Below are 16348 nucleotides of genomic sequence, written 5' to 3' on the forward strand. Positions count from 1 at the left end.
CCGCCATTCCTTTGCAAACAAGCGATTGCAAAGGAATACTTGCAAAGAGTTGTTTGCACGAGTAACGTGAGGGCCATGGAAGACGAGATCCGCGAAGAGGACGACAAGGCTCTGCTGGGCGCCCGCCCTGACGACCGCGTGCTCGACACCGGCGCCCTCCGGGCTCTGGCGCACCCGCTGCGGGTGCGGATCTACGACATCCTGAGCCAGTACGGTCCGCAGACCGCCAGCTCACTCGCCGAGCGGCTGGGTGAGTCGTCGGGATCGACCAGCTACCACCTGCGCGCACTCGCGAAGCACGACCTGATCGAAGAGGTCGAAGGTCGGGGCAACGCCCGCGAGCGCTGGTGGCAGCGACCTGTCGGGGGCGTGTCCTTCGCCAACCCCGACGCGATGAAGACACCGTCGGGGCGCGCCGCGACACAGCTCGTGATGAGCGAGTTCTTCCGGCTGCGCAACGAGCAGCTCATGGAGTTCATTCGACACGGGCTCACCGACGAAGAGGAGGCGTGGCAGGAGTCGAGCATGATCTCCACCGCCCACGCCCGCCTCACGCCGGCGCAGAGCGCGGAGCTGACCCGCAAGATCATGGCCTTGATCGATGAGGCCGTCGACAACTACCGCAACCAGACAGGCGACGACGTGCGGCCGGTCACGATCCGCGCCGACGTCTTCCCGCTCCCACAGCTTGGAGAAGAGTCATGACCACGATCTCCGCACCGCGGTTCTCCCACCCCCGCGTGTCGACCACGCGCTTCGAGCGTGCTCTGCTGCGCGTGACGGCCGCCGTCGAGGCCTTCGTCGCGAGCCGCCTCGAGCGCCGCGCGATGACCGCGGCCCGTGCCGCCGCCGCGGCTCAGGACCGCTACGTCGAGGCGCGCCGCCGCGCTGAGGCGCTCGGCGCGACCGGTACGCTCCCGCGATGAGCGAGGCGACCGAAACCGCCGCGCCGAAGGCACCCGAGCGCGCGGCCGGGCGCGGGAGCAGGGCCCCGCTCGGCCGCGACTTCGGCAAACTGTGGACGGCCGCCGCGTTCAGCAACCTCGCCGACGGGCTCGGCCGCACCGCGGTCCCGCTCATCGCGACGACCCTCACACGCGACCCTCTCGCGATCTCGGTGATCACGGCCCTGGCCTTCGTGCCGTGGCTCGTGTTCGGGTTGCCGGCGGGAATGATCGTCGACCGCTTCGACCGGCGCGTCATCATGGCCGTCGCGAACGGGATCCGGGGCGGCGTCGCGCTGTGGCTCGCCGTGCTCACGGTGACCGGGTCACTCGACCTGTGGGCGCTGTTCCTCGGCACACTCGTGTTCGGCCTCGGCGAGACGCTCTTCGACAACGCGACGAACGCGGTGATCCCCGGTGTCGTGACCCGTCCGCAGCTCGACCGCGCGAACGGACGCATGCAGGCCGCACAGATCACGATCGACTCGTTCGTGTCGCAGCCGATCGCCGGTCTGCTGTTCGCCGCCTCGCTCGCACTGCCGTTGTGGGTCGGGTCGGCCGGCTACCTCGTGCCGATCGTGCTCGCCCTGCTGCTCCCGCTCTCGGCCGCGCGTGCTCTGCGCGAGCGAGACGTCGTCGTCGACGCAGATGCTCCGGACGTCACCGCCGGCGCGGTGGCCGAACCCGTGCCCGCACCGCCTTCCCCGTCCAAGGTCTCCGCGCGTGAGGCGATCTCGTACCTGTGGCACCAGCGATACCTCCGCACGATGGTGATGTTCACCGCGCTCGTCGGCAGCGCGCTCACCTTCTCGCAGGCTGCGACCATCCTGTACTTCCTCGACGTCATGCACGTCGCTCCCGCGGCGATCGGCTTCGTCACGGCGTCGATCGGCGTGGGTGCTCTCATCGGCTCGCTCATCGCGTCCCGGCTGGTCGAGCGGTTCGGGCGCGGCACCGTGATGCTCGCGGCGAACATCGGCGCCGGCGTGGGGCTGCTGCTGACGGGGCTCGCGCCCGAGGTGGCCACCGCGTGCGTCGCGTACGCGGTGGGCGCGATGTCCGTCTCGATCTGGAACGTGCCGTGGGGCGCGCTGCGTCAGCAGATCGTGCCCGCGCACCTGTTCGGCCGCGTGCTCGGGATCATCCGGATGCTGACGTGGGGACTCTTCCCGATCGCCACGATCCTCGGCGGACTCGTGTCTCGCATCGACCTGCGAGTGCCGTTCATCGTCGGAGGCGGCGTGATCGTCGTCGCCGCCCTCCTGGGCTCGCGGCTGCTCATCGTGGGCACGCGCAAGGCAGGTGCCGAGGCGGGCGTCGAGCACGTGTGACCGCAGGACGAAGGGGCGGTGCCGCAGCCGCGGCACCGCCCCTTCTCACGTCTCAGGCGAACCCCGCGTCGGGGTCGTTCTGCGCGACCGGTTCACCGTTCTCGTCGAGCGTCACGATGACCCCGGTGTCGAGCTCGGCGATCGGCTTGCCCTCGAGCCACGTGAGCGTCCAGCGCGGACGCGGCTGACCGAGCTCGTCGCCGGGGATCGACGCGTCGACAGACCGGATGCCGCGCACCAGCGCCTCCGGAACCGCCTTCGGCGGCTCGTCGCCCGAGGTCCAGCGTGTGCCGAGCTGCATGTCAGGCCTCCTGGGGGACGAGTTCGATGTCGGAGACCGCGACGGCCTCGGCATCCGCGAAAGTGAGGTCGTCGATGCGCCCGACCGCCTTGAGGTCGCCCTCCGCTGCCTTGAGCGCCGTGACGGCCGCCGCAGGCGCCCCGATCGTGAGACGGGCCACCGGCGTCTTCTGCGAGGCCTTCGCCTCGGTCTTGGCGCGACGGATGCCGACGAGCGCCTCGCTCACCGCGGTGAGGATAACCGGGTCGCCCTGGATCTCGAGCGGCTCGGGCCACGACGCGACGTGCACGGAGCCGTCGTTGAACCACGACCACGCCTCTTCCGCCGCGAACGCGAGCACCGGCGCGAGCAGACGCAGCAGCGTCGAGAGCGCGAGGCACAGGGCGAGAGCGGCGGATGCTTGACCGACGTCGGTGCGGTCGTACGCGCGCTCCTTCACGAGTTCGAGGTAGTCGTCGCAGAACGTCCAGAAGAACGCCTCGGTGACCTCCAGGGCACGAGCGTGGTCGTACGCCTCGTAGGCTTTCGTCGCCTGGCGGATGACCTCGTCGAGCGTTGCGAGCATGGACGCGTCGAGCGCGTGCGTGATCTCGGCGCCCTCGGGCACGGGGAACGACAGCACGAACTTCGCCGCGTTGAGGACCTTGATCGCGAGGCGGCGGCCGATCTTGACCTGCGTGGGGTTCTGCGGGTCGAACGCCGCGTCGGCGCCGAGGCGGCTCGAGGCGGCCCAGTAGCGGACGGCGTCGGATCCGTGCTGCGCGAGGATGTCGGCGGGCGTCACGACGTTGCCCTTCGACTTCGACATCTTCTTGCGGTCGGGATCGACGATGAAGCCGGAGATCGCGGCATCCGTCCAGGGCGCCCGCCCGTCTTCGAGCGCGCTGCGCAGCATCGTCGAGAACAGCCACGTGCGGATGATGTCCTGACCCTGCGGGCGCACATCGAACGGCGCGACGAGATTCCACAGCTCGGGGTCGCGCTCCCAGCCGCCCGCGAGCTGCGGCGTGAGCGACGAGGTCGCCCATGTGTCGAAGATGTCGTTCTCGCCGTCGAAGCCGCCGGGCTTGCCGCGCTGGTCCTCGGTGTAGCCCGACGGGACGTCGGTGCTCGGGTCGACCGGAAGCTGCGACGCATCCGGTGCGAGCACGCGGTCGTAGTCGCGCTCGCCGTTCTCGTCGAGCGCGTACCACACGGGGATCGGCACGCCGAAGAAGCGCTGACGCGAGACGAGCCAGTCCCCGGTGAGGCCGTTCGTCCAGTTCTCGTAGCGCACGCGCATGAAGTCCGGATGCCACGCCATGCCGCGGCCGAGCTCGATGAGCCGGCTGCGCAGTGCCTCGTCGCGCGCGCCGTTGCGGATGTACCACTGGCGCGTCGAGACGATCTCCATCGGGCGGTCGCCCTTCTCGTAGAACTTCACGACGTGCGTGAAGGGCTTCGGCTCGCCGACGAGTTCGCCCGACTCGCGGAGGAGCTCGACGATGCGCTTCTTCGCGCTGAAGACGGTCTTGCCTGCGAGCTCGGCGTACGCGGTGCGGCCGGCGTCCGAGGTGATCGCCGCGGGCGGGTCGGCGACGACGCGTCCGTCGAGCCCGAGGATCGTGCGGTTCGGCAGATCGAGCTCACGCCACCACACGATGTCGGTCACGTCGCCGAAGGTGCAGATCATGGCGATGCCGGAGCCCTTGTCGGGCTGGGCGAGCGGATGCGCCAGCACCGGCACCTCGACGTCGAACAGCGGCGTGCGGACGGTCGTGCCGAACATCGGCTGATAGCGCTCGTCGTCGGGGTGGGCGACGAGCGCGACGCACGCTGCGAGCAGCTCCGGACGCGTCGTCTCGATGTGCACATCGCCCGAGCCGTCGGCGCGGTGGAACGCGACGCGGTGGAACGCGGCAGGCTGCTCGCGCTCCTCGAGCTCCGCCTGCGCGATCGCGGTGCGGAAGTCGATGTCCCACATGGTGGGCGCGAGGTCCTGGTACGCCTCGCCGCGCTCGAGGTTGCGCAGGAACGCGAGCTGGCTCGTGCGGATCGTGTCGTCGGAGATCGTGCGGTAGGTCTGGGTCCAGTCGACGCTCAGACCGAGCTGGCGGAACAGCGCCTCGAAGTGCTTCTCGTCTTCGACGGTGAGCGTCTCGCACAGCTCGATGAAGTTGCGGCGGCTGATCGGCACCTGATCGGCGGCCTTGCTGCTCTTGTTCTCGCCGCCCTCGAACGGGGGCGTGAAGTCGGGGTCGTACGGCAGCGACGGGTCGCAGCGGACGCCGTAGTAGTTCTGCACGCGGCGCTCGGTCGGCAGGCCGTTGTCGTCCCAGCCCATCGGGTAGAAGACGGTCTTGCCGCGCATGCGCTCGAACCGCACCTTGAGGTCGGTGTGCGTGAACGAGAAGACGTGCCCGATGTGGAGGCTTCCCGACGCCGTGGGCGGGGGAGTGTCGACGGAGTACACGCCGTCGCGGCCGACCTCGGCGGCACCGATGCGGTCGAACAGGTAGGTTCCCTGCTCGCGCCACGCGGCGTCCCACTTCTGCTCGAGACCCTCGAGGGCGGGCTTGTCGGGAATCTGCGCGTCGGCCATGGGGGTCTCCTAAGGCGATATGTGCGGCACTGTGTGAGCGTGCCTGAGTGTGGGAACGCAGCGATTCTACCGGTCGTCCCTGATCGTCGCTGCGTGCCCTCAGCAGCCGGGGCCGCGCGGATCCTCGACGCACGTTCGGTCGACGAGCGCCGTGCGTGCTTCGAGCACGTCGATCCGATACGCGCCCGAGTGGGCGGTGACGTAGCCGGGCACCGCCCGCCACACGCCCGACCCGAAGTCGACGGCGGCCGAGTAGAGCACACGGGTCGAGACGGTGTACGTGCCGCGTGCACGATACGTGTGACTCGTCGCGGTCGGCGTGAACTGCGCCTGCCCGATCGCGGCCCACGACGTGCCGCCCGTCGCCGTCCGGCCCGTGGTGCCGTCACCGTAGTCGAACACGTAGCCCGCGGGGCGGAAGCGGACGGTCACGTCCCAGCCGAGCAGCTCACCGCTCAGGCGCTGTTCGGATGCCGCGGCCACGACGTTCGTCGGCAGCCCGACGACCCCGAACCCGAGCGGCTCGCCGGTCAGAGTCGGGGGAGAGGGACGGAACGAGGCGAGGTCCTCGATCATGACGTCGGGGATCGAGACGATCTCGTACGGCATCGCGCGGCAGACGGTGGCGGATGCGCAGTCGTCTGGTTCGGCGGTGGGTGGCGGTGCGGCCACGTGTTGATACTCATCTGACGGACTCGAATCCCCGTCGTCAGTCGTGGACCCGGCGACATCGACGCTTTCGCCCGAGTTGGACACGGCGCACTGATCGAGCCACCGGTTGCAGCCTTCGGCGGCGGCCGGATCTGACTGTGCGATAGCAAGCAACAGAGCGAGTACCGCAGACGCGACGATGCCTACTGTTCGCACAGCGGTGGTCCTTGTCGTCCCTCAATGCTCGACATCAACAGTCCGGTTGGGGAGGTAACACTCAACTCGAAACCAACGAGAACCGGTTGCACGTCTGGACGATCGCCGCTGACTACCGACGTCCCTGTGGCATCCACGACGTCCACGTCGGACACGTCCTCGCACACGTTCAAAGCTGTGGCGAATGCGGAGCCCGGTGGGCGGCCCTCCGCAAGCACAATTGCAGTGGTGCCTTCGACTTGCCATCCGTTGGCATGCATTTCACTCAATTGTTGGCGGGCATCGGCACTCGCATCGCCCGTGAGCCACGCGAACACCGGCTCAAACGTCGCCGGGTCACTCAGATCCACCGCGTTCAACGCATCCACGTACGCCCGATAGGTCTCCTCGGCCGCCGCGAACGCCTCTTCATCGCTCGCGAACGTCGGCGCCGAAGGCGTCGAGGGCTCGGGCGCGGGCTGGCCGCTGCATCCGGTCGCCATCGCGCCGACCAGCAGAAGGGCGACGAGGCCCGATACGATCCGTGGCAGCACACGAACACGGTAGTCCCGCGAGCCTGCGCCGCTGCTGAGTTGTCCACAGGCGGCGTCGTGTGGAGGAGTGGTAGACGGGACATCCGTGCAATGCCATGCTGACCACCGTGAGATCCGTTCGAGTCTTCTCGGCTCTCGTCGCCGTCACCGCCGCGCTGGCCCTCACCGCGTGCACGCCGGCGATGAACCAGCCTGTGATCGCACCGGTCACGATGAGCGCGAACGATCTGCAGGGGCAGACCGTCGACCTCGTCGTGGGACAGGTGCTCAACATCGACACGGGGTCGCTCCCGGTCGACAGCTACACCGCCGAGATCGAGGACGAGTCCGTCGCCACGTTCTCGCAGGGGCGCGAGGACGACACGGCGACGTTCAACCCGGGCGTCAACGCCGTGGGGGTCGGGTCGACGGGCGTCGTGATGACGAACGAGGACGGCGGGATCCAGCCGCTGGAGTTCACCGTGGTGGTGGCGGAGCGGACTCCGTAGCGACCGCCGGCGGTTCGACGAGCGCGTCGTGGATGCGGCGCAGGTCTTCGAGCAGCGACCCGATGAGGACCCAGTGGTCGACGGACGGCGTCTCGATGGTCAGCGGTGCCGTGAGGGCGGGCTCCTCGTCCGGCAGTCCCGCTGAGTCGGCGTGCGGCACGGGCGGCAGGTCCGGCGCAGCGGTCGCGCGCTGCGGGTCGAGGCGCACGTCGTGGGCGGCGCGCCTCAGCTGGTCGGCGATCGCGTGGACGGCCGGCTCGTCGACGAGCCCGGGGTCGTAGCGGTCCACCACCGCCCGCGTCATCCCGATCACCTGCGTCACGATGGGGGAGTATCGGTCCACGAGCGCCTGCGAGACGGCGAGGTCCGCCCGGTGGCGGCGCGCCCGCGGATTGAGCGTGAGGGAGTCGCTCGCGGCGTCGATGTCGGTCTCCGCCTTGCGCACCATCGGGCGCATGAGGCGGGCCTCGAGCATGAGTCCGGTGAGCTGCGCGGGAGTCTGCACCGAGGTGAGGGCGTGCGCGAGCCGCTCGAGCGAGTCGGCGACGGCCGCGCCGAGGCCCAGAGCATCCGTCCGCGCCGGCGCGACCGCGACGGGAGGCACGAGGATCACGTTCACGATGATGCCGATCACGGCGCCGATGAGCGTCTCGAGCACGCGGTTCATCGCGTATCCGGGTGTTGCGGTGCCCAGGGCGAGCACGAGAAGCGCGCTGATCGCGACCTGGTTCGTGGTGCCGGACGTCATCCGCAGCGCCCACGCCACGGCGAGGGCGATGACCGTCGCGAGCAGGATCACCCATGATGCCGACCCGAAGGCCAGGCCCAGCAGAGACGCGATCACGACGCCCACGATCACGCCGACGCTTCGTTCGACGGCCTTCGTGAACGATTGGTTCAGGCTCGGCTGGACCACGAGCAGCGCCGCGATCGCCGCGAAAACCGGCGGCGGACCGGGCACGAGCAGCGCCGCGACGATCCACGCGACCACAGTGGCGACGGCGGACTTCGTCACCTGCAGCAGCGGAGCCCGTTTCGTCGCACGGAACGACTGGGTCATGCGCATGCGCCCACGCTACGGCCCGGCCGCCCTGGATGTGGGGGGGAATGTGCGACCTGTGACAGACGGATGCCGCGCGCCCGGCGCGCCGGGACGCCAACGGCCTCGACCCGATGGGGCGGGTCTAGTCTCGAACAATCGAGCCGGTGGGGAGGTCGAGATGCGCGAGGCCGAGATGCGCAAGCTGCTGGACGAGCTCGCCGCGGATGCGTCCGCGCGACTGGCGGCCATCGACGCGGATCTCGAAGAGCTGCGCGCCGATCGGCGGGGCGATCAGGCCGACGACGAGCACGACCCCGAAGGCGCGACGCTCTCTGCCGAATGGTCGCGCCTGGCGGGGCTGCGCGATGAGATCGCACGCGAGCAGCACGACATCGAGGCGGCCTTCGCACGGTGGGAGGCGGGCGAGTTCGGCGTCTGCCAGGACTGCGGAAAGCCGATCCCCGTCGCTCGGCTGCGCGCCCGTCCGACGGCCACTCGCTGCGTCGCGTGCGCGGAGCGGGCGGGCGGCTGACTTCGTCATATCGGCGCGTTGGGTGCCGCATCCGGCCGCTTTTGCGGTAGAACAGCACCGTTACGATCCGGGGGGACCGTCCAAAATCTCGCCGACTGAAGGGACCCCGTGCCGTGAAGCTGGTCAAGCGAATCGTGATCGGGCTCATCATCGCGTTCGCCGTGTTCTACCTCGTGACCCGTCCCGAAGACGCTGCGAACGCGGTGCAAGGCGCCGTCGGCGCCGTGTGGGGCGCGGGTGTCGCCGTGACGCAGTTCTTCGTCAGCCTCGCGGGCGGGTGAGGTTGTTCGACCCGAAGACTCAGAAGCATCTCATCTCGGATCTCGGCGAGGTCGTGATCGACGAGGTGAAGAAGCACTGGGCGGCTCTGGTCTCGGCCGCACTCGAGATGCTGGGCGGGGTCTTCGTCATGGCCTTCGTGGTCGTCGTGCCGTCGCAGGTGTGGTGGCTGCCCGTTCTGGGCGGTGCCGCGATCATCGTGCACGGCGGGTGGCGGATCCTCGATCGCCACGTGGACCGGTTCGTCATCACGAACATGCGCGTGTTCCGCGTGCACGGGATCCTGTCGCAGCGCATCGCGACGATGCCGCTCGCGCGAATCCTCGACATCTCGGTGCACAGGCCGCTGATCGGACGGATGCTGGGCTACGGCCACTTCATCTTCGAATCCGCCGCCCAGGAGCAGGGATTGCGCGAGATCAAGTACGTCGGCGACCCCGACGGGCGCGGCCTGACGATCCAGCGCGTCATCCAGCAGGCAGGCCTGCGGGGCCTGGCCGCCCAGCCCGGCGGGATGAGCAGCCCCATGCCGGTGTCGCGACCCGCGGAGCCCGCGCGGACGGTCGCTCCGGTCGAGCCGACTGATGCACCCGCGCCCGCGCAGGACGACAGCTGGCGCCGCATGGGCTGGCTCGAGGCAGCGCAGCTGCGCGAGGCGCAGCGCATCGCCGAGCTGCGAGGCGAGGAGGAGAGCCCCTACCCGCCGTTCGATCCCGACCGCACGACGACGGCGCCGATCGACCTGCCGCGCACGGGAGCCTGAGCCGCGCGGGAACATCACTGTCGCCGACGGCGTTCTGATACTCTGGAGTGTCACACGTGTGGCTCGTTCTGCACGCCCGGACTTCGGTCCGTGTGGCATCGCACGACAACAATCCGCTCCGCTCCGGTGTGCTGCGCCTTGCTCCTCGGTCGTTCACGACCGCGACAGAACAAGGAAGTCGCGTGCCGGAGCCCGAACAACAACCAACTAGGACAACCCACTACATGACTACCGCAACGACCGCCCCGGCCACCAAGCAGGTCGCGATCAACGACATCGGATCTGCCGAGGACTTCCTGGCCGCGGTCGAAAAGACGATCAAGTCCTTCAATGACGGCGACCTCATCGAAGGCACCGTGGTGAAGGTCGACCGCGACGAGGTCCTCCTCGACGTCGGCTACAAGACCGAGGGCGTCATCCCCTCCCGCGAACTCTCCATCAAGCACGACGTCGACCCCAACGAGGTCGTCAAGGTCGGCGACGAGGTCGAGGCCCTCGTTCTCCAGAAGGAGGACAAGGAAGGGCGCCTCATCCTCTCCAAGAAGCGCGCCCAGTACGAGCGCGCCTGGGGCGACGTGGAGAAGATCAAGGAGAACGACGGTGTGGTCACCGGTCAGGTGATCGAGGTCGTCAAGGGCGGCCTCATCGTCGACATCGGCCTCCGCGGCTTCCTTCCCGCCTCGCTCATCGAGCTGCGTCGCGTCCGCGACCTCACCCCGTACCTCGGGCAGGAGATCGAGGCGAAGATCCTCGAGCTCGACAAGAACCGCAACAACGTCGTTCTGTCGCGTCGCGCCCTCCTCGAGCAGACGCAGTCCGAGTCGCGCACCACGTTCCTCAACAACCTGCACAAGGGCCAGGTCCGCAAGGGCACGGTCTCGTCGATCGTCAACTTCGGTGCGTTCGTCGACCTGGGCGGCGTGGACGGTCTCGTGCACGTCTCCGAGCTGTCGTGGAAGCACATCGAGCACGCGTCCGAGGTCGTCGAGGTGGGCCAGGAGGTCACCGTCGAGATCCTCGAGGTCGACCTCGACCGCGAGCGTGTCTCGCTGTCGCTCAAGGCGACGCAGGAGGACCCGTGGCAGGTCTTCGCCCGCACCCACGCGATCGGCCAGGTCGCGCCGGGCAAGGTCACCAAGCTCGTTCCGTTCGGTGCGTTCGTCCGCGTCGCGGACGGCATCGAGGGCCTCGTGCACATCTCGGAGCTCTCGGGCAAGCACGTCGAGCTCGCCGAGCAGGTCGTGTCGGTCGGCGAAGAGGTCTTCGTCAAGATCATCGACATCGACCTCGAGCGTCGCCGCATCTCGCTGTCGCTCAAGCAGGCGAACGACTCGGTCGACCCGTTCGGCACCGAGTTCGACCCGGCCCTCTACGGCATGGTCACGGAGTACGACGAGAACGGGGAGTACAAGTACCCCGAGGGCTTCGACCCAGAGACCAACCAGTGGAAGGAAGGCTTCGACGAGCAGCGCGAGAAGTGGGAGCAGGAGTACGCTGCCGCCCACGCGCGCTGGGAGGCCCACAAGGCGCAGGTCACCAAGGCCCTCGAGGCCGAGGCTGCCGCGACCGACCTCGGTCCGTCGAGCTTCGCATCCGAGAGCGGTCCGCAGGGCACCCTCGCCGACGATGAGGCGCTCGCCGCTCTGCGCGAGAAGCTGTCGGGTCGCTGATCGATCCCACGCAAGGGGCCGGAACCTTCGGGTTCCGGCCCCTTCCCTTTGCGTGAGACGGATGCCGCGGCATCCGTCTCATCGAGTACGCGATCCCGCGCGCACGTGCCCGGTTTCGGTTACCTTTCACGGTATGGCTGTGGCAGACGACGACGTCGCGCCGCCGACCGACTTCGTCGACGCCGGCGTGCGCACGTTCAGCGATCGCGGCGCCGACCGCACGCGCGAACGAGCGGCCGTGCTCAATCAGCTGCTGCTTGCGACCGTCGTGTTCATCCTCGCCGTGATCGTCGCCCTCGGACCGTTCGGCGGCGAGATCGCGCTCTTCTTCTTCGGGGTCGTGCTCGTGCTCGTGCTCACGGGTGCGACTTTCCTCATCCCGTGGAACCGTCTCGCACCCGGCTGGGTCGCGATGATCCCGGCGCTGGACATGGTCGCGATCATCCTCATCCAGCTGTCGTCGCCGCGGTCGCCCCTCGGGCTCCTGTGGATCTTCCCCGTCACGTGGCTCTCCGCTGGATTCGGCGCGCTCGGCCTTTACGGCGCGGTCGCCGGCATCGCGGCGATGCTCGCGATCCTCCTGCCCGTCGGCGGCCAGGAGCTCAAACTACGCGACGCTTCTCCTGCCGCTCGTGCTGCTCGCGGTCGCCGCGACGAACTTCCTCACCGCACGACGCACTGACGCGCAGCGCACGCTCCTCGCGAAGCAGGCGCAGCTGCTCCGGCGCGTGCTCGAACGGACGCGAAGGCAGGAGCAGGAGCTGACCGAGGTGCTCGACGCCGTCGACTTCGGCGTCATCCGCATCGGACCCGACGGCGAGGTGGCGGTCACGAACGAGGCGCACGGCCGCCTGCAGCTCGCGCTCGGCGCGGTCGATCGCACGGACCTGTCTGACCCCGACGACCCCAGCGACGAGCACGAGGTGCCGGCCTACCTCGACGACGGCGAGACGCTCCTTCCGCCCGGAGAGCTGCCGCTCGAGCGGGCGCTGCGCGGCGAGGCGTTCGACGGCCAGGTCGTGTGGTTCGGCGACCCCTCGGGTGCCCGCCGCGCGCTGAACATCACGGCGCGACGGCTCACCGACACATCGGGGGCGGACGCCGGAGCGGTCGTCATCTCGCGCGACGTCACCGCGGAGCTCACCGCCCTCCGCGCGCGCGACGACCTCGTGGCATCCGTCTCGCACGAGTTGCGCACACCGCTGACCTCGATCCTCGGGTACCTCGATCTCGCGCTCGACGACGAGGAACTGCCCGAGCGCGTGCGCGGGGGACTCGAGATCGCGGAGCGCAATGCGGAGCGGCTGCTCGGCATCGTCGGGGACATCCTCGCGGCGTCGAGCTCTTCGCCCTCGTCGGCCGAGCTCACCGTGTCGCCGCGCGAGGTGAGCGCCGACGACATCGCGCGGGCGGCGGCGGAGGCGATGCTGCCGCGAGCACGGTCACGCGCGATCACGATCGAGACCAGCGGGCTCGAGCCCGCGAAGGTGTGGGCGGACCCGATGCGGCTGCGGCAGGTGATCGACAACCTCCTCGCGAATGCGATCACGTACAACCGCGACGGCGGCTCGGTGTTCCTCGGCACGACGACCGACGGAGTCTCGACGTGGGTTCTCGTGCGCGACACCGGTGTCGGCATCGGCGAGGCGGATCGCGCGCGGCTGTTCCACCGCTACTATCGAGCCTCGGCGCCGCGGGGCACCGGCACCGGGCTCGGCCTCTCGATCTGCCGCGACATCGTGCGCGCACACGGCGGCGACATCGGCCTGCACAGCTCGCCCGGCGTCGGCTCGACCTTCGTGGTCAAGCTGCCGGCGACTCAAGCCGCGGCCGCGGCCGGGCCGGCGTGGAGCGGGAGCGTGAGCACGGAATGAACCTCGACCTGTTCAGCGTGATGGTCATGACGGCCCTCGTCGTCAACACGAGCGGGGTGCTGTTCATCGTCGAGACGATCATCCGGCGGGACGAGGGCGCCGGCCGCATCTGGTCTATCGGCTTCCTGGCGGCGATGCTCACGACGATCGCGTACGTCCTATGGACCGAGATGCCGGGGGTTGCGTGGCCCATCGCGGTCGGCAACGCGGCCTTCGTCGCAGGGACCGGATGCATGTGGCTGGGCGCGCGGGCGTACAACGGGCGGCGCATGGTCGCGGCATCCGCCGTCGTCGTCCTCGCGGTCGGCGGAGCCGCCCTGGCGACCATGCTCGACCCCGTCGGCGGAGACTGGGCGGGCGCGACGTGGATGTTCCTCGCGCTCGTCGCCTTCGCGGGCCTCGGCGCCGCCGAATGCCTGCGCGGCGCGCTGCTCGAGAGCAGGACGGCGTGGGTGCTTGCGACCGTGCTGGCGTTCCAGGCGATCTACTTCATCGCGCGGACGAGTGCGTTCCTCATCGCCGGTCCCGACAGCACGCTGTTCCAGGGCGTGTTCGGCACAGGGAACACCGCGATGCTCACCGTCGTGCTCACGATCGTGGCCGTGGTCGTCACGTCGGTGCTGCGCGCATCCCGCGCGCCCGTGCGCGGGTACGGGCCGGTCGCCCACGGCGATCGCAAGGACGGGATCGTCCCGATCGCGGCGTTCGAGCGCGATCTGAGCGACGTGTGCAGCCGCGCGGCGTGGCGCAGCGATCTCGTGGGCGTCATCGCGATCCGCGTCGAGGACCTCGACCAGATCTCGACGGCGTTCGGCAGTGAGGTGGCCCGCGCGGTGACCGACGCATGGCGGGCGGGTGTGCGAAGGCACGCCCCGTCCAACGCGATCGTCGGCGAGGACGGTCCCACGGGACTCCTCGTCGCCATGGTCGCGGATTCGCCGGCGACGGCCCGGCGGAACGCGGGCGTCATCTACCGAGGGCTGTTCGACGACCTCGGGAAGGTCGGCGGGGGAGTGCTGCCCGTGGTGGGCGTCGGCGTGAGCCTGAGCGACACGGCTGGGTACGACACCGAGGCCCTCGTGCGCATCGCGCGCGACGCCGCACGGCGCGCGGCCGCGAGCGTCGAGACATCCGTCCTCGTCGGCGACGAGCGCTGACCGGCGTCAGGCGGTGAGGCGATAGCCCACGCCGCGAACGGTCTCGATCCACTGCGGGTTCGCCGGCGACTCGCCGAGCTTGCGTCTCAGGTTCGCGACGTGCACCTCGATCGCGCGGGCGTCGCTGTCGCTCACGTACTCGATTCCCGTGTACCGCTCACCGCGGAGCATGAGGGCGAGATCGCTCTTGCCACGCACACGGCGGCCTGCGGCGAGCAGGTCGGCGAGGATGTCGAACTCACTGCGCGTGAGCTCGAGGTCCTGCCCGTTGAGCGTCGCGATCCGCATGTCGCGGTTGAGGCGAACGCCTTTGTGCTCGAGCCAGTTCGTCGGTAGGGCGGGCTCGGCGATGGGGTCGGTGCCGGCCGTGGGTGCGATGTCGACGCGATGGCGCGGACGGCGGAGCATCGCGTCGATGCGGGCGCGCAGCTCACGCGGGCGGAAGGGCTTGGCGATGTAGTCGTCGGCGCCGGCTTCGAGTCCCTGCAGTGCGTCGATCTCCTCGGTGCGGGCGCTGAGCATCACGATGTACGTGGAGCTGAACGTGCGGATCCGCTTCGCCGTCTCGAATCCGTCCATGCCGGGCATGTTGACGTCGAGCGTCGTCACGAGCGGCTCGTGGTCGCGGACGAGGCGAAGGCCCTCGGCTCCGGTGGCGGCGCCGTGCACGGTGAAGCCCGCGTTGGCGAGCACGGTGCTCAAGAGTGAGCGGATGTCTTCCTCGTCTTCGATCACCACCGCGACGCGCTGCTGATCCATCGAAGCACCCCCGGGCGCGGCTGATTCCGCCGTCGGATCGTTGACGTCGGTCATGATATCCCAGAACGCCGCCTCGAACCGGCGGTCGCCGGGCATCTCAATCACCGCATGGGGAGGGGCCGAGTGCGTCAAGCGGAGCGACGCCGCGTCGACGCGGTGGCGATACGGAAGGACGGCGAGGGGGGGTCCCCAGTCGCTCCCCGTCGCTCGCCCTGCCGCTGCGAGTGGTGGGCGGCGCGCCCCCCGCGTGCGCCCACGCCACCCGCATCGCCCTCCGGCGCTGCGCGGGTGCCCCCGCACCGTCGCCTACGCCTTTGATGGGATCCGGGCAGACACCGCGTCGCGCGTGGGCGACGGCGGTGCGGCACGAGCAGAGGGCCGCGTGAGTCGATGGCGCTGATGTGCGGCGCCGCTCGAGCATCTCACGACCTCCCCAGACTCCGCTCGTGCCGAAGTCCGTCTCTCTTTCGGGTATCCCAAAACCTAGTGGTCGCCCCTCAAGCGCTCCTCAGGCGTTCCTCAGGAGCGTCCAAAGGTTGGCGAGTGCGCCGGGGAGTCGCAGTCGTGGCATCCTCGTGTGCATGCCGCTCATCGCCCTGACCGGGGGGATCGCCTCGGGCAAGTCCACCATCGCCACGCGTCTCGCCGAGCACGGCGCGATCGTCGTCGACGCCGACGCGATCGTCCGCGACGTGCAGCAGCCTGGGTCGCCGGTGCTCGACGAGATCGCGCGGGAGTTCGGGGCGGATGTCATCCGCCCCGACGGCTCGCTTGACCGACCGGGTCTGGGTTCACGCGTGTTCGGCGATGACGACGCGGTCGCGCGGCTCAATCGCATCGTCCACCCCGCCGTCCGGGCCGAGTCCCAGCGGCGGTTCGACGAGGCGTTCGCCTCCGACCCGCGCGCGATCGTCGTGTACGACGTTCCGCTGCTCGTCGAGGCGCGCGTCGACGACCCGTGGGAGCTCATCGTCGTGGCCCACGCACCGGCGGACGTCCGGCTGCGGCGTCTCGTGGATCTTCGGGCGATGAGCGAGTCGGATGCCGCGGCCCGCGTCGCCTCGCAGGTGGACGACAGCGCACGGCTCGCAATCGCGGACGTCGTGATCGACACGACCGGCACGATCGACGACACCCTGCGCCAAGTCGACGAGCTGTGGGCGGCGCTTCCGGAGCTCATCGCGCGACGACCCGATCGCGGCGGGGCGTGGCCGTACTGACCGCGAT

General features: G+C 69.6%; 18 protein-coding genes. 12 read left to right on the forward strand and 6 right to left on the reverse strand.

All coding sequences use genetic code 11. From position 1 onward, the window contains the following. Positions 1-75 precede the first annotated feature (75 nt). The 3 genes from BJ991_RS11275 to BJ991_RS11285 are packed head-to-tail and all read left to right on the forward strand — an operon-like array spanning position 76 to position 2275. Complete coding sequence (locus BJ991_RS11275; protein ID WP_179490024.1) at positions 76-705, forward strand: ArsR/SmtB family transcription factor; 630 nt, start codon at positions 76-78, stop codon at positions 703-705. After that, the gene (locus tag BJ991_RS11280) at positions 702-926 is read left to right on the forward strand and encodes a hypothetical protein (RefSeq protein WP_179490026.1); all 225 of its coding nucleotides are present in this window, start codon (positions 702-704) and stop codon (positions 924-926) included. Before BJ991_RS11275 ends, BJ991_RS11280 begins: the two co-directional genes overlap by 4 nt. Further along, complete coding sequence (locus tag BJ991_RS11285; protein WP_179490028.1) at positions 923-2275, forward strand: MFS transporter; 1353 nt, start codon at positions 923-925, stop codon at positions 2273-2275. The genes BJ991_RS11280 and BJ991_RS11285 overlap by 4 nt, the downstream gene beginning before the upstream one ends. A gap of 52 nt (positions 2276-2327) precedes the next feature. Here the strand turns inward: BJ991_RS11285 and BJ991_RS11290 are convergent, their stop codons facing one another. The 4 genes from BJ991_RS11290 to BJ991_RS11305 form a co-directional block, all read right to left on the reverse strand. Next, a complete protein-coding gene (locus BJ991_RS11290) occupies positions 2328-2576 on the reverse strand; it encodes a hypothetical protein (protein ID WP_179490030.1) in 249 nt (82 codons plus the stop codon). A gap of 1 nt (position 2577) precedes the next feature. After that, a complete protein-coding gene (valS, locus tag BJ991_RS11295) occupies positions 2578-5157 on the reverse strand; it encodes a valine--tRNA ligase (protein ID WP_179490032.1) in 2580 nt (859 codons plus the stop codon). A gap of 99 nt (positions 5158-5256) precedes the next feature. Next, positions 5257-5829, reverse strand: a complete 573-nt coding sequence (locus BJ991_RS11300; RefSeq protein WP_179490034.1) for a hypothetical protein — start codon at positions 5827-5829, stop codon at positions 5257-5259. Between the two features lie 182 nt (positions 5830-6011). Then, positions 6012-6557 carry a hypothetical protein gene (locus BJ991_RS11305; protein ID WP_179490036.1) on the reverse strand — a complete coding sequence of 182 codons (546 nt, stop codon included), beginning with the start codon at positions 6555-6557 and terminating at the stop codon, positions 6012-6014. A 107-nt stretch (positions 6558-6664) separates the two neighbouring features. On the opposite strand from BJ991_RS11305, the gene BJ991_RS11310 reads away from it, so the two are divergent. Further along, the gene (locus BJ991_RS11310; RefSeq protein WP_179490038.1) at positions 6665-7045 is read left to right on the forward strand and encodes a hypothetical protein; all 381 of its coding nucleotides are present in this window, start codon (positions 6665-6667) and stop codon (positions 7043-7045) included. On the opposite strand, the gene BJ991_RS11315 is transcribed toward BJ991_RS11310, so the two are convergent. Beyond that, a complete protein-coding gene (locus BJ991_RS11315; protein ID WP_179490040.1) occupies positions 7014-8111 on the reverse strand; it encodes an FUSC family protein in 1098 nt (365 codons plus the stop codon). The two genes, BJ991_RS11310 and BJ991_RS11315, sit on opposite strands and share 32 nt — an antisense overlap. 154 nt (positions 8112-8265) lie before the next feature. Between BJ991_RS11315 and BJ991_RS11320 the strand changes: the two genes are divergently transcribed. From BJ991_RS11320 to BJ991_RS11345, 7 genes are all read left to right on the forward strand, one after another. Continuing rightward, positions 8266-8619 (forward strand): TraR/DksA family transcriptional regulator, encoded by a 354-nt coding sequence (locus tag BJ991_RS11320; RefSeq protein ID WP_179490042.1) that lies wholly within the window; start codon positions 8266-8268, stop codon positions 8617-8619. Positions 8620-8732: 113 nt separating this feature from the next. Further along, on the forward strand, positions 8733-8900 hold the full coding sequence (locus tag BJ991_RS11325) for a hypothetical protein (RefSeq protein ID WP_179486428.1): 168 nt from the start codon (positions 8733-8735) through the stop codon (positions 8898-8900). Next, positions 8897-9661 carry a PH domain-containing protein gene (locus BJ991_RS11330; protein ID WP_218852931.1) on the forward strand — a complete coding sequence of 255 codons (765 nt, stop codon included), beginning with the start codon at positions 8897-8899 and terminating at the stop codon, positions 9659-9661. The genes BJ991_RS11325 and BJ991_RS11330 overlap by 4 nt, the downstream gene beginning before the upstream one ends. Positions 9662-9885: 224 nt before the next feature. Further along, positions 9886-11331 carry a 30S ribosomal protein S1 gene (gene rpsA, locus BJ991_RS11335; RefSeq protein ID WP_179490044.1) on the forward strand — a complete coding sequence of 482 codons (1446 nt, stop codon included), beginning with the start codon at positions 9886-9888 and terminating at the stop codon, positions 11329-11331. A gap of 133 nt (positions 11332-11464) precedes the next feature. Beyond that, positions 11465-12013 carry a hypothetical protein gene (locus tag BJ991_RS18440; RefSeq protein WP_246301082.1) on the forward strand — a complete coding sequence of 183 codons (549 nt, stop codon included), beginning with the start codon at positions 11465-11467 and terminating at the stop codon, positions 12011-12013. Beyond that, on the forward strand, positions 11964-13205 hold the full coding sequence (locus BJ991_RS11340; RefSeq protein WP_343048727.1) for a sensor histidine kinase: 1242 nt from the start codon (positions 11964-11966) through the stop codon (positions 13203-13205). The genes BJ991_RS18440 and BJ991_RS11340 overlap by 50 nt, the downstream gene beginning before the upstream one ends. Next, entirely contained in the window at positions 13202-14362 is a 1161-nt protein-coding gene (locus BJ991_RS11345; protein WP_179490046.1) for a hypothetical protein, read from the forward strand. The genes BJ991_RS11340 and BJ991_RS11345 overlap by 4 nt, the downstream gene beginning before the upstream one ends. 6 nt (positions 14363-14368) lie before the next feature. Here BJ991_RS11345 and BJ991_RS11350 read toward each other — a convergent pair whose 3' ends face one another. Further along, entirely contained in the window at positions 14369-15121 is a 753-nt protein-coding gene (locus BJ991_RS11350; protein ID WP_179490048.1) for a response regulator transcription factor, read from the reverse strand. A gap of 581 nt (positions 15122-15702) precedes the next feature. Between BJ991_RS11350 and coaE the strand changes: the two genes are divergently transcribed. Next, a complete protein-coding gene (coaE, locus tag BJ991_RS11355; RefSeq protein ID WP_179490050.1) occupies positions 15703-16341 on the forward strand; it encodes a dephospho-CoA kinase in 639 nt (212 codons plus the stop codon). Positions 16342-16348: the final 7 nt, after the last annotated feature.

This window comes from Microbacterium immunditiarum (assembly GCF_013409785.1).
Lineage (GTDB): Bacteria > Actinomycetota > Actinomycetes > Actinomycetales > Microbacteriaceae > Microbacterium > Microbacterium immunditiarum.

Excerpts from the sequence above, each read along its gene's own strand:
- BJ991_RS11275 (WP_179490024.1), top strand. The coding sequence starts at position 76 with ATGGAAGACGAGATCCGCGAAGAGGACGACAAGGCTCTGCTGGGCGCC.
- BJ991_RS11280 (WP_179490026.1), top strand. The coding sequence starts at position 702 with ATGACCACGATCTCCGCACCGCGGTTCTCCCACCCCCGCGTGTCGACC.
- BJ991_RS11285 (WP_179490028.1), top strand. The coding sequence starts at position 923 with ATGAGCGAGGCGACCGAAACCGCCGCGCCGAAGGCACCCGAGCGCGCG.
- BJ991_RS11290 (WP_179490030.1), bottom strand. The coding sequence starts at position 2,576 with ATGCAGCTCGGCACACGCTGGACCTCGGGCGACGAGCCGCCGAAGGCG.
- valS (WP_179490032.1), bottom strand. The coding sequence starts at position 5,157 with ATGGCCGACGCGCAGATTCCCGACAAGCCCGCCCTCGAGGGTCTCGAG.
- BJ991_RS11315 (WP_179490040.1), bottom strand. The coding sequence starts at position 8,111 with ATGCGCATGACCCAGTCGTTCCGTGCGACGAAACGGGCTCCGCTGCTG.
- BJ991_RS11320 (WP_179490042.1), top strand. The coding sequence starts at position 8,266 with ATGCGCGAGGCCGAGATGCGCAAGCTGCTGGACGAGCTCGCCGCGGAT.
- rpsA (WP_179490044.1), top strand. The coding sequence starts at position 9,886 with ATGACTACCGCAACGACCGCCCCGGCCACCAAGCAGGTCGCGATCAAC.
- BJ991_RS18440 (WP_246301082.1), top strand. The coding sequence starts at position 11,465 with ATGGCTGTGGCAGACGACGACGTCGCGCCGCCGACCGACTTCGTCGAC.
- BJ991_RS11345 (WP_179490046.1), top strand. The coding sequence starts at position 13,202 with ATGAACCTCGACCTGTTCAGCGTGATGGTCATGACGGCCCTCGTCGTC.
- BJ991_RS11350 (WP_179490048.1), bottom strand. The coding sequence starts at position 15,121 with ATGGATCAGCAGCGCGTCGCGGTGGTGATCGAAGACGAGGAAGACATC.
- coaE (WP_179490050.1), top strand. The coding sequence starts at position 15,703 with ATGCCGCTCATCGCCCTGACCGGGGGGATCGCCTCGGGCAAGTCCACC.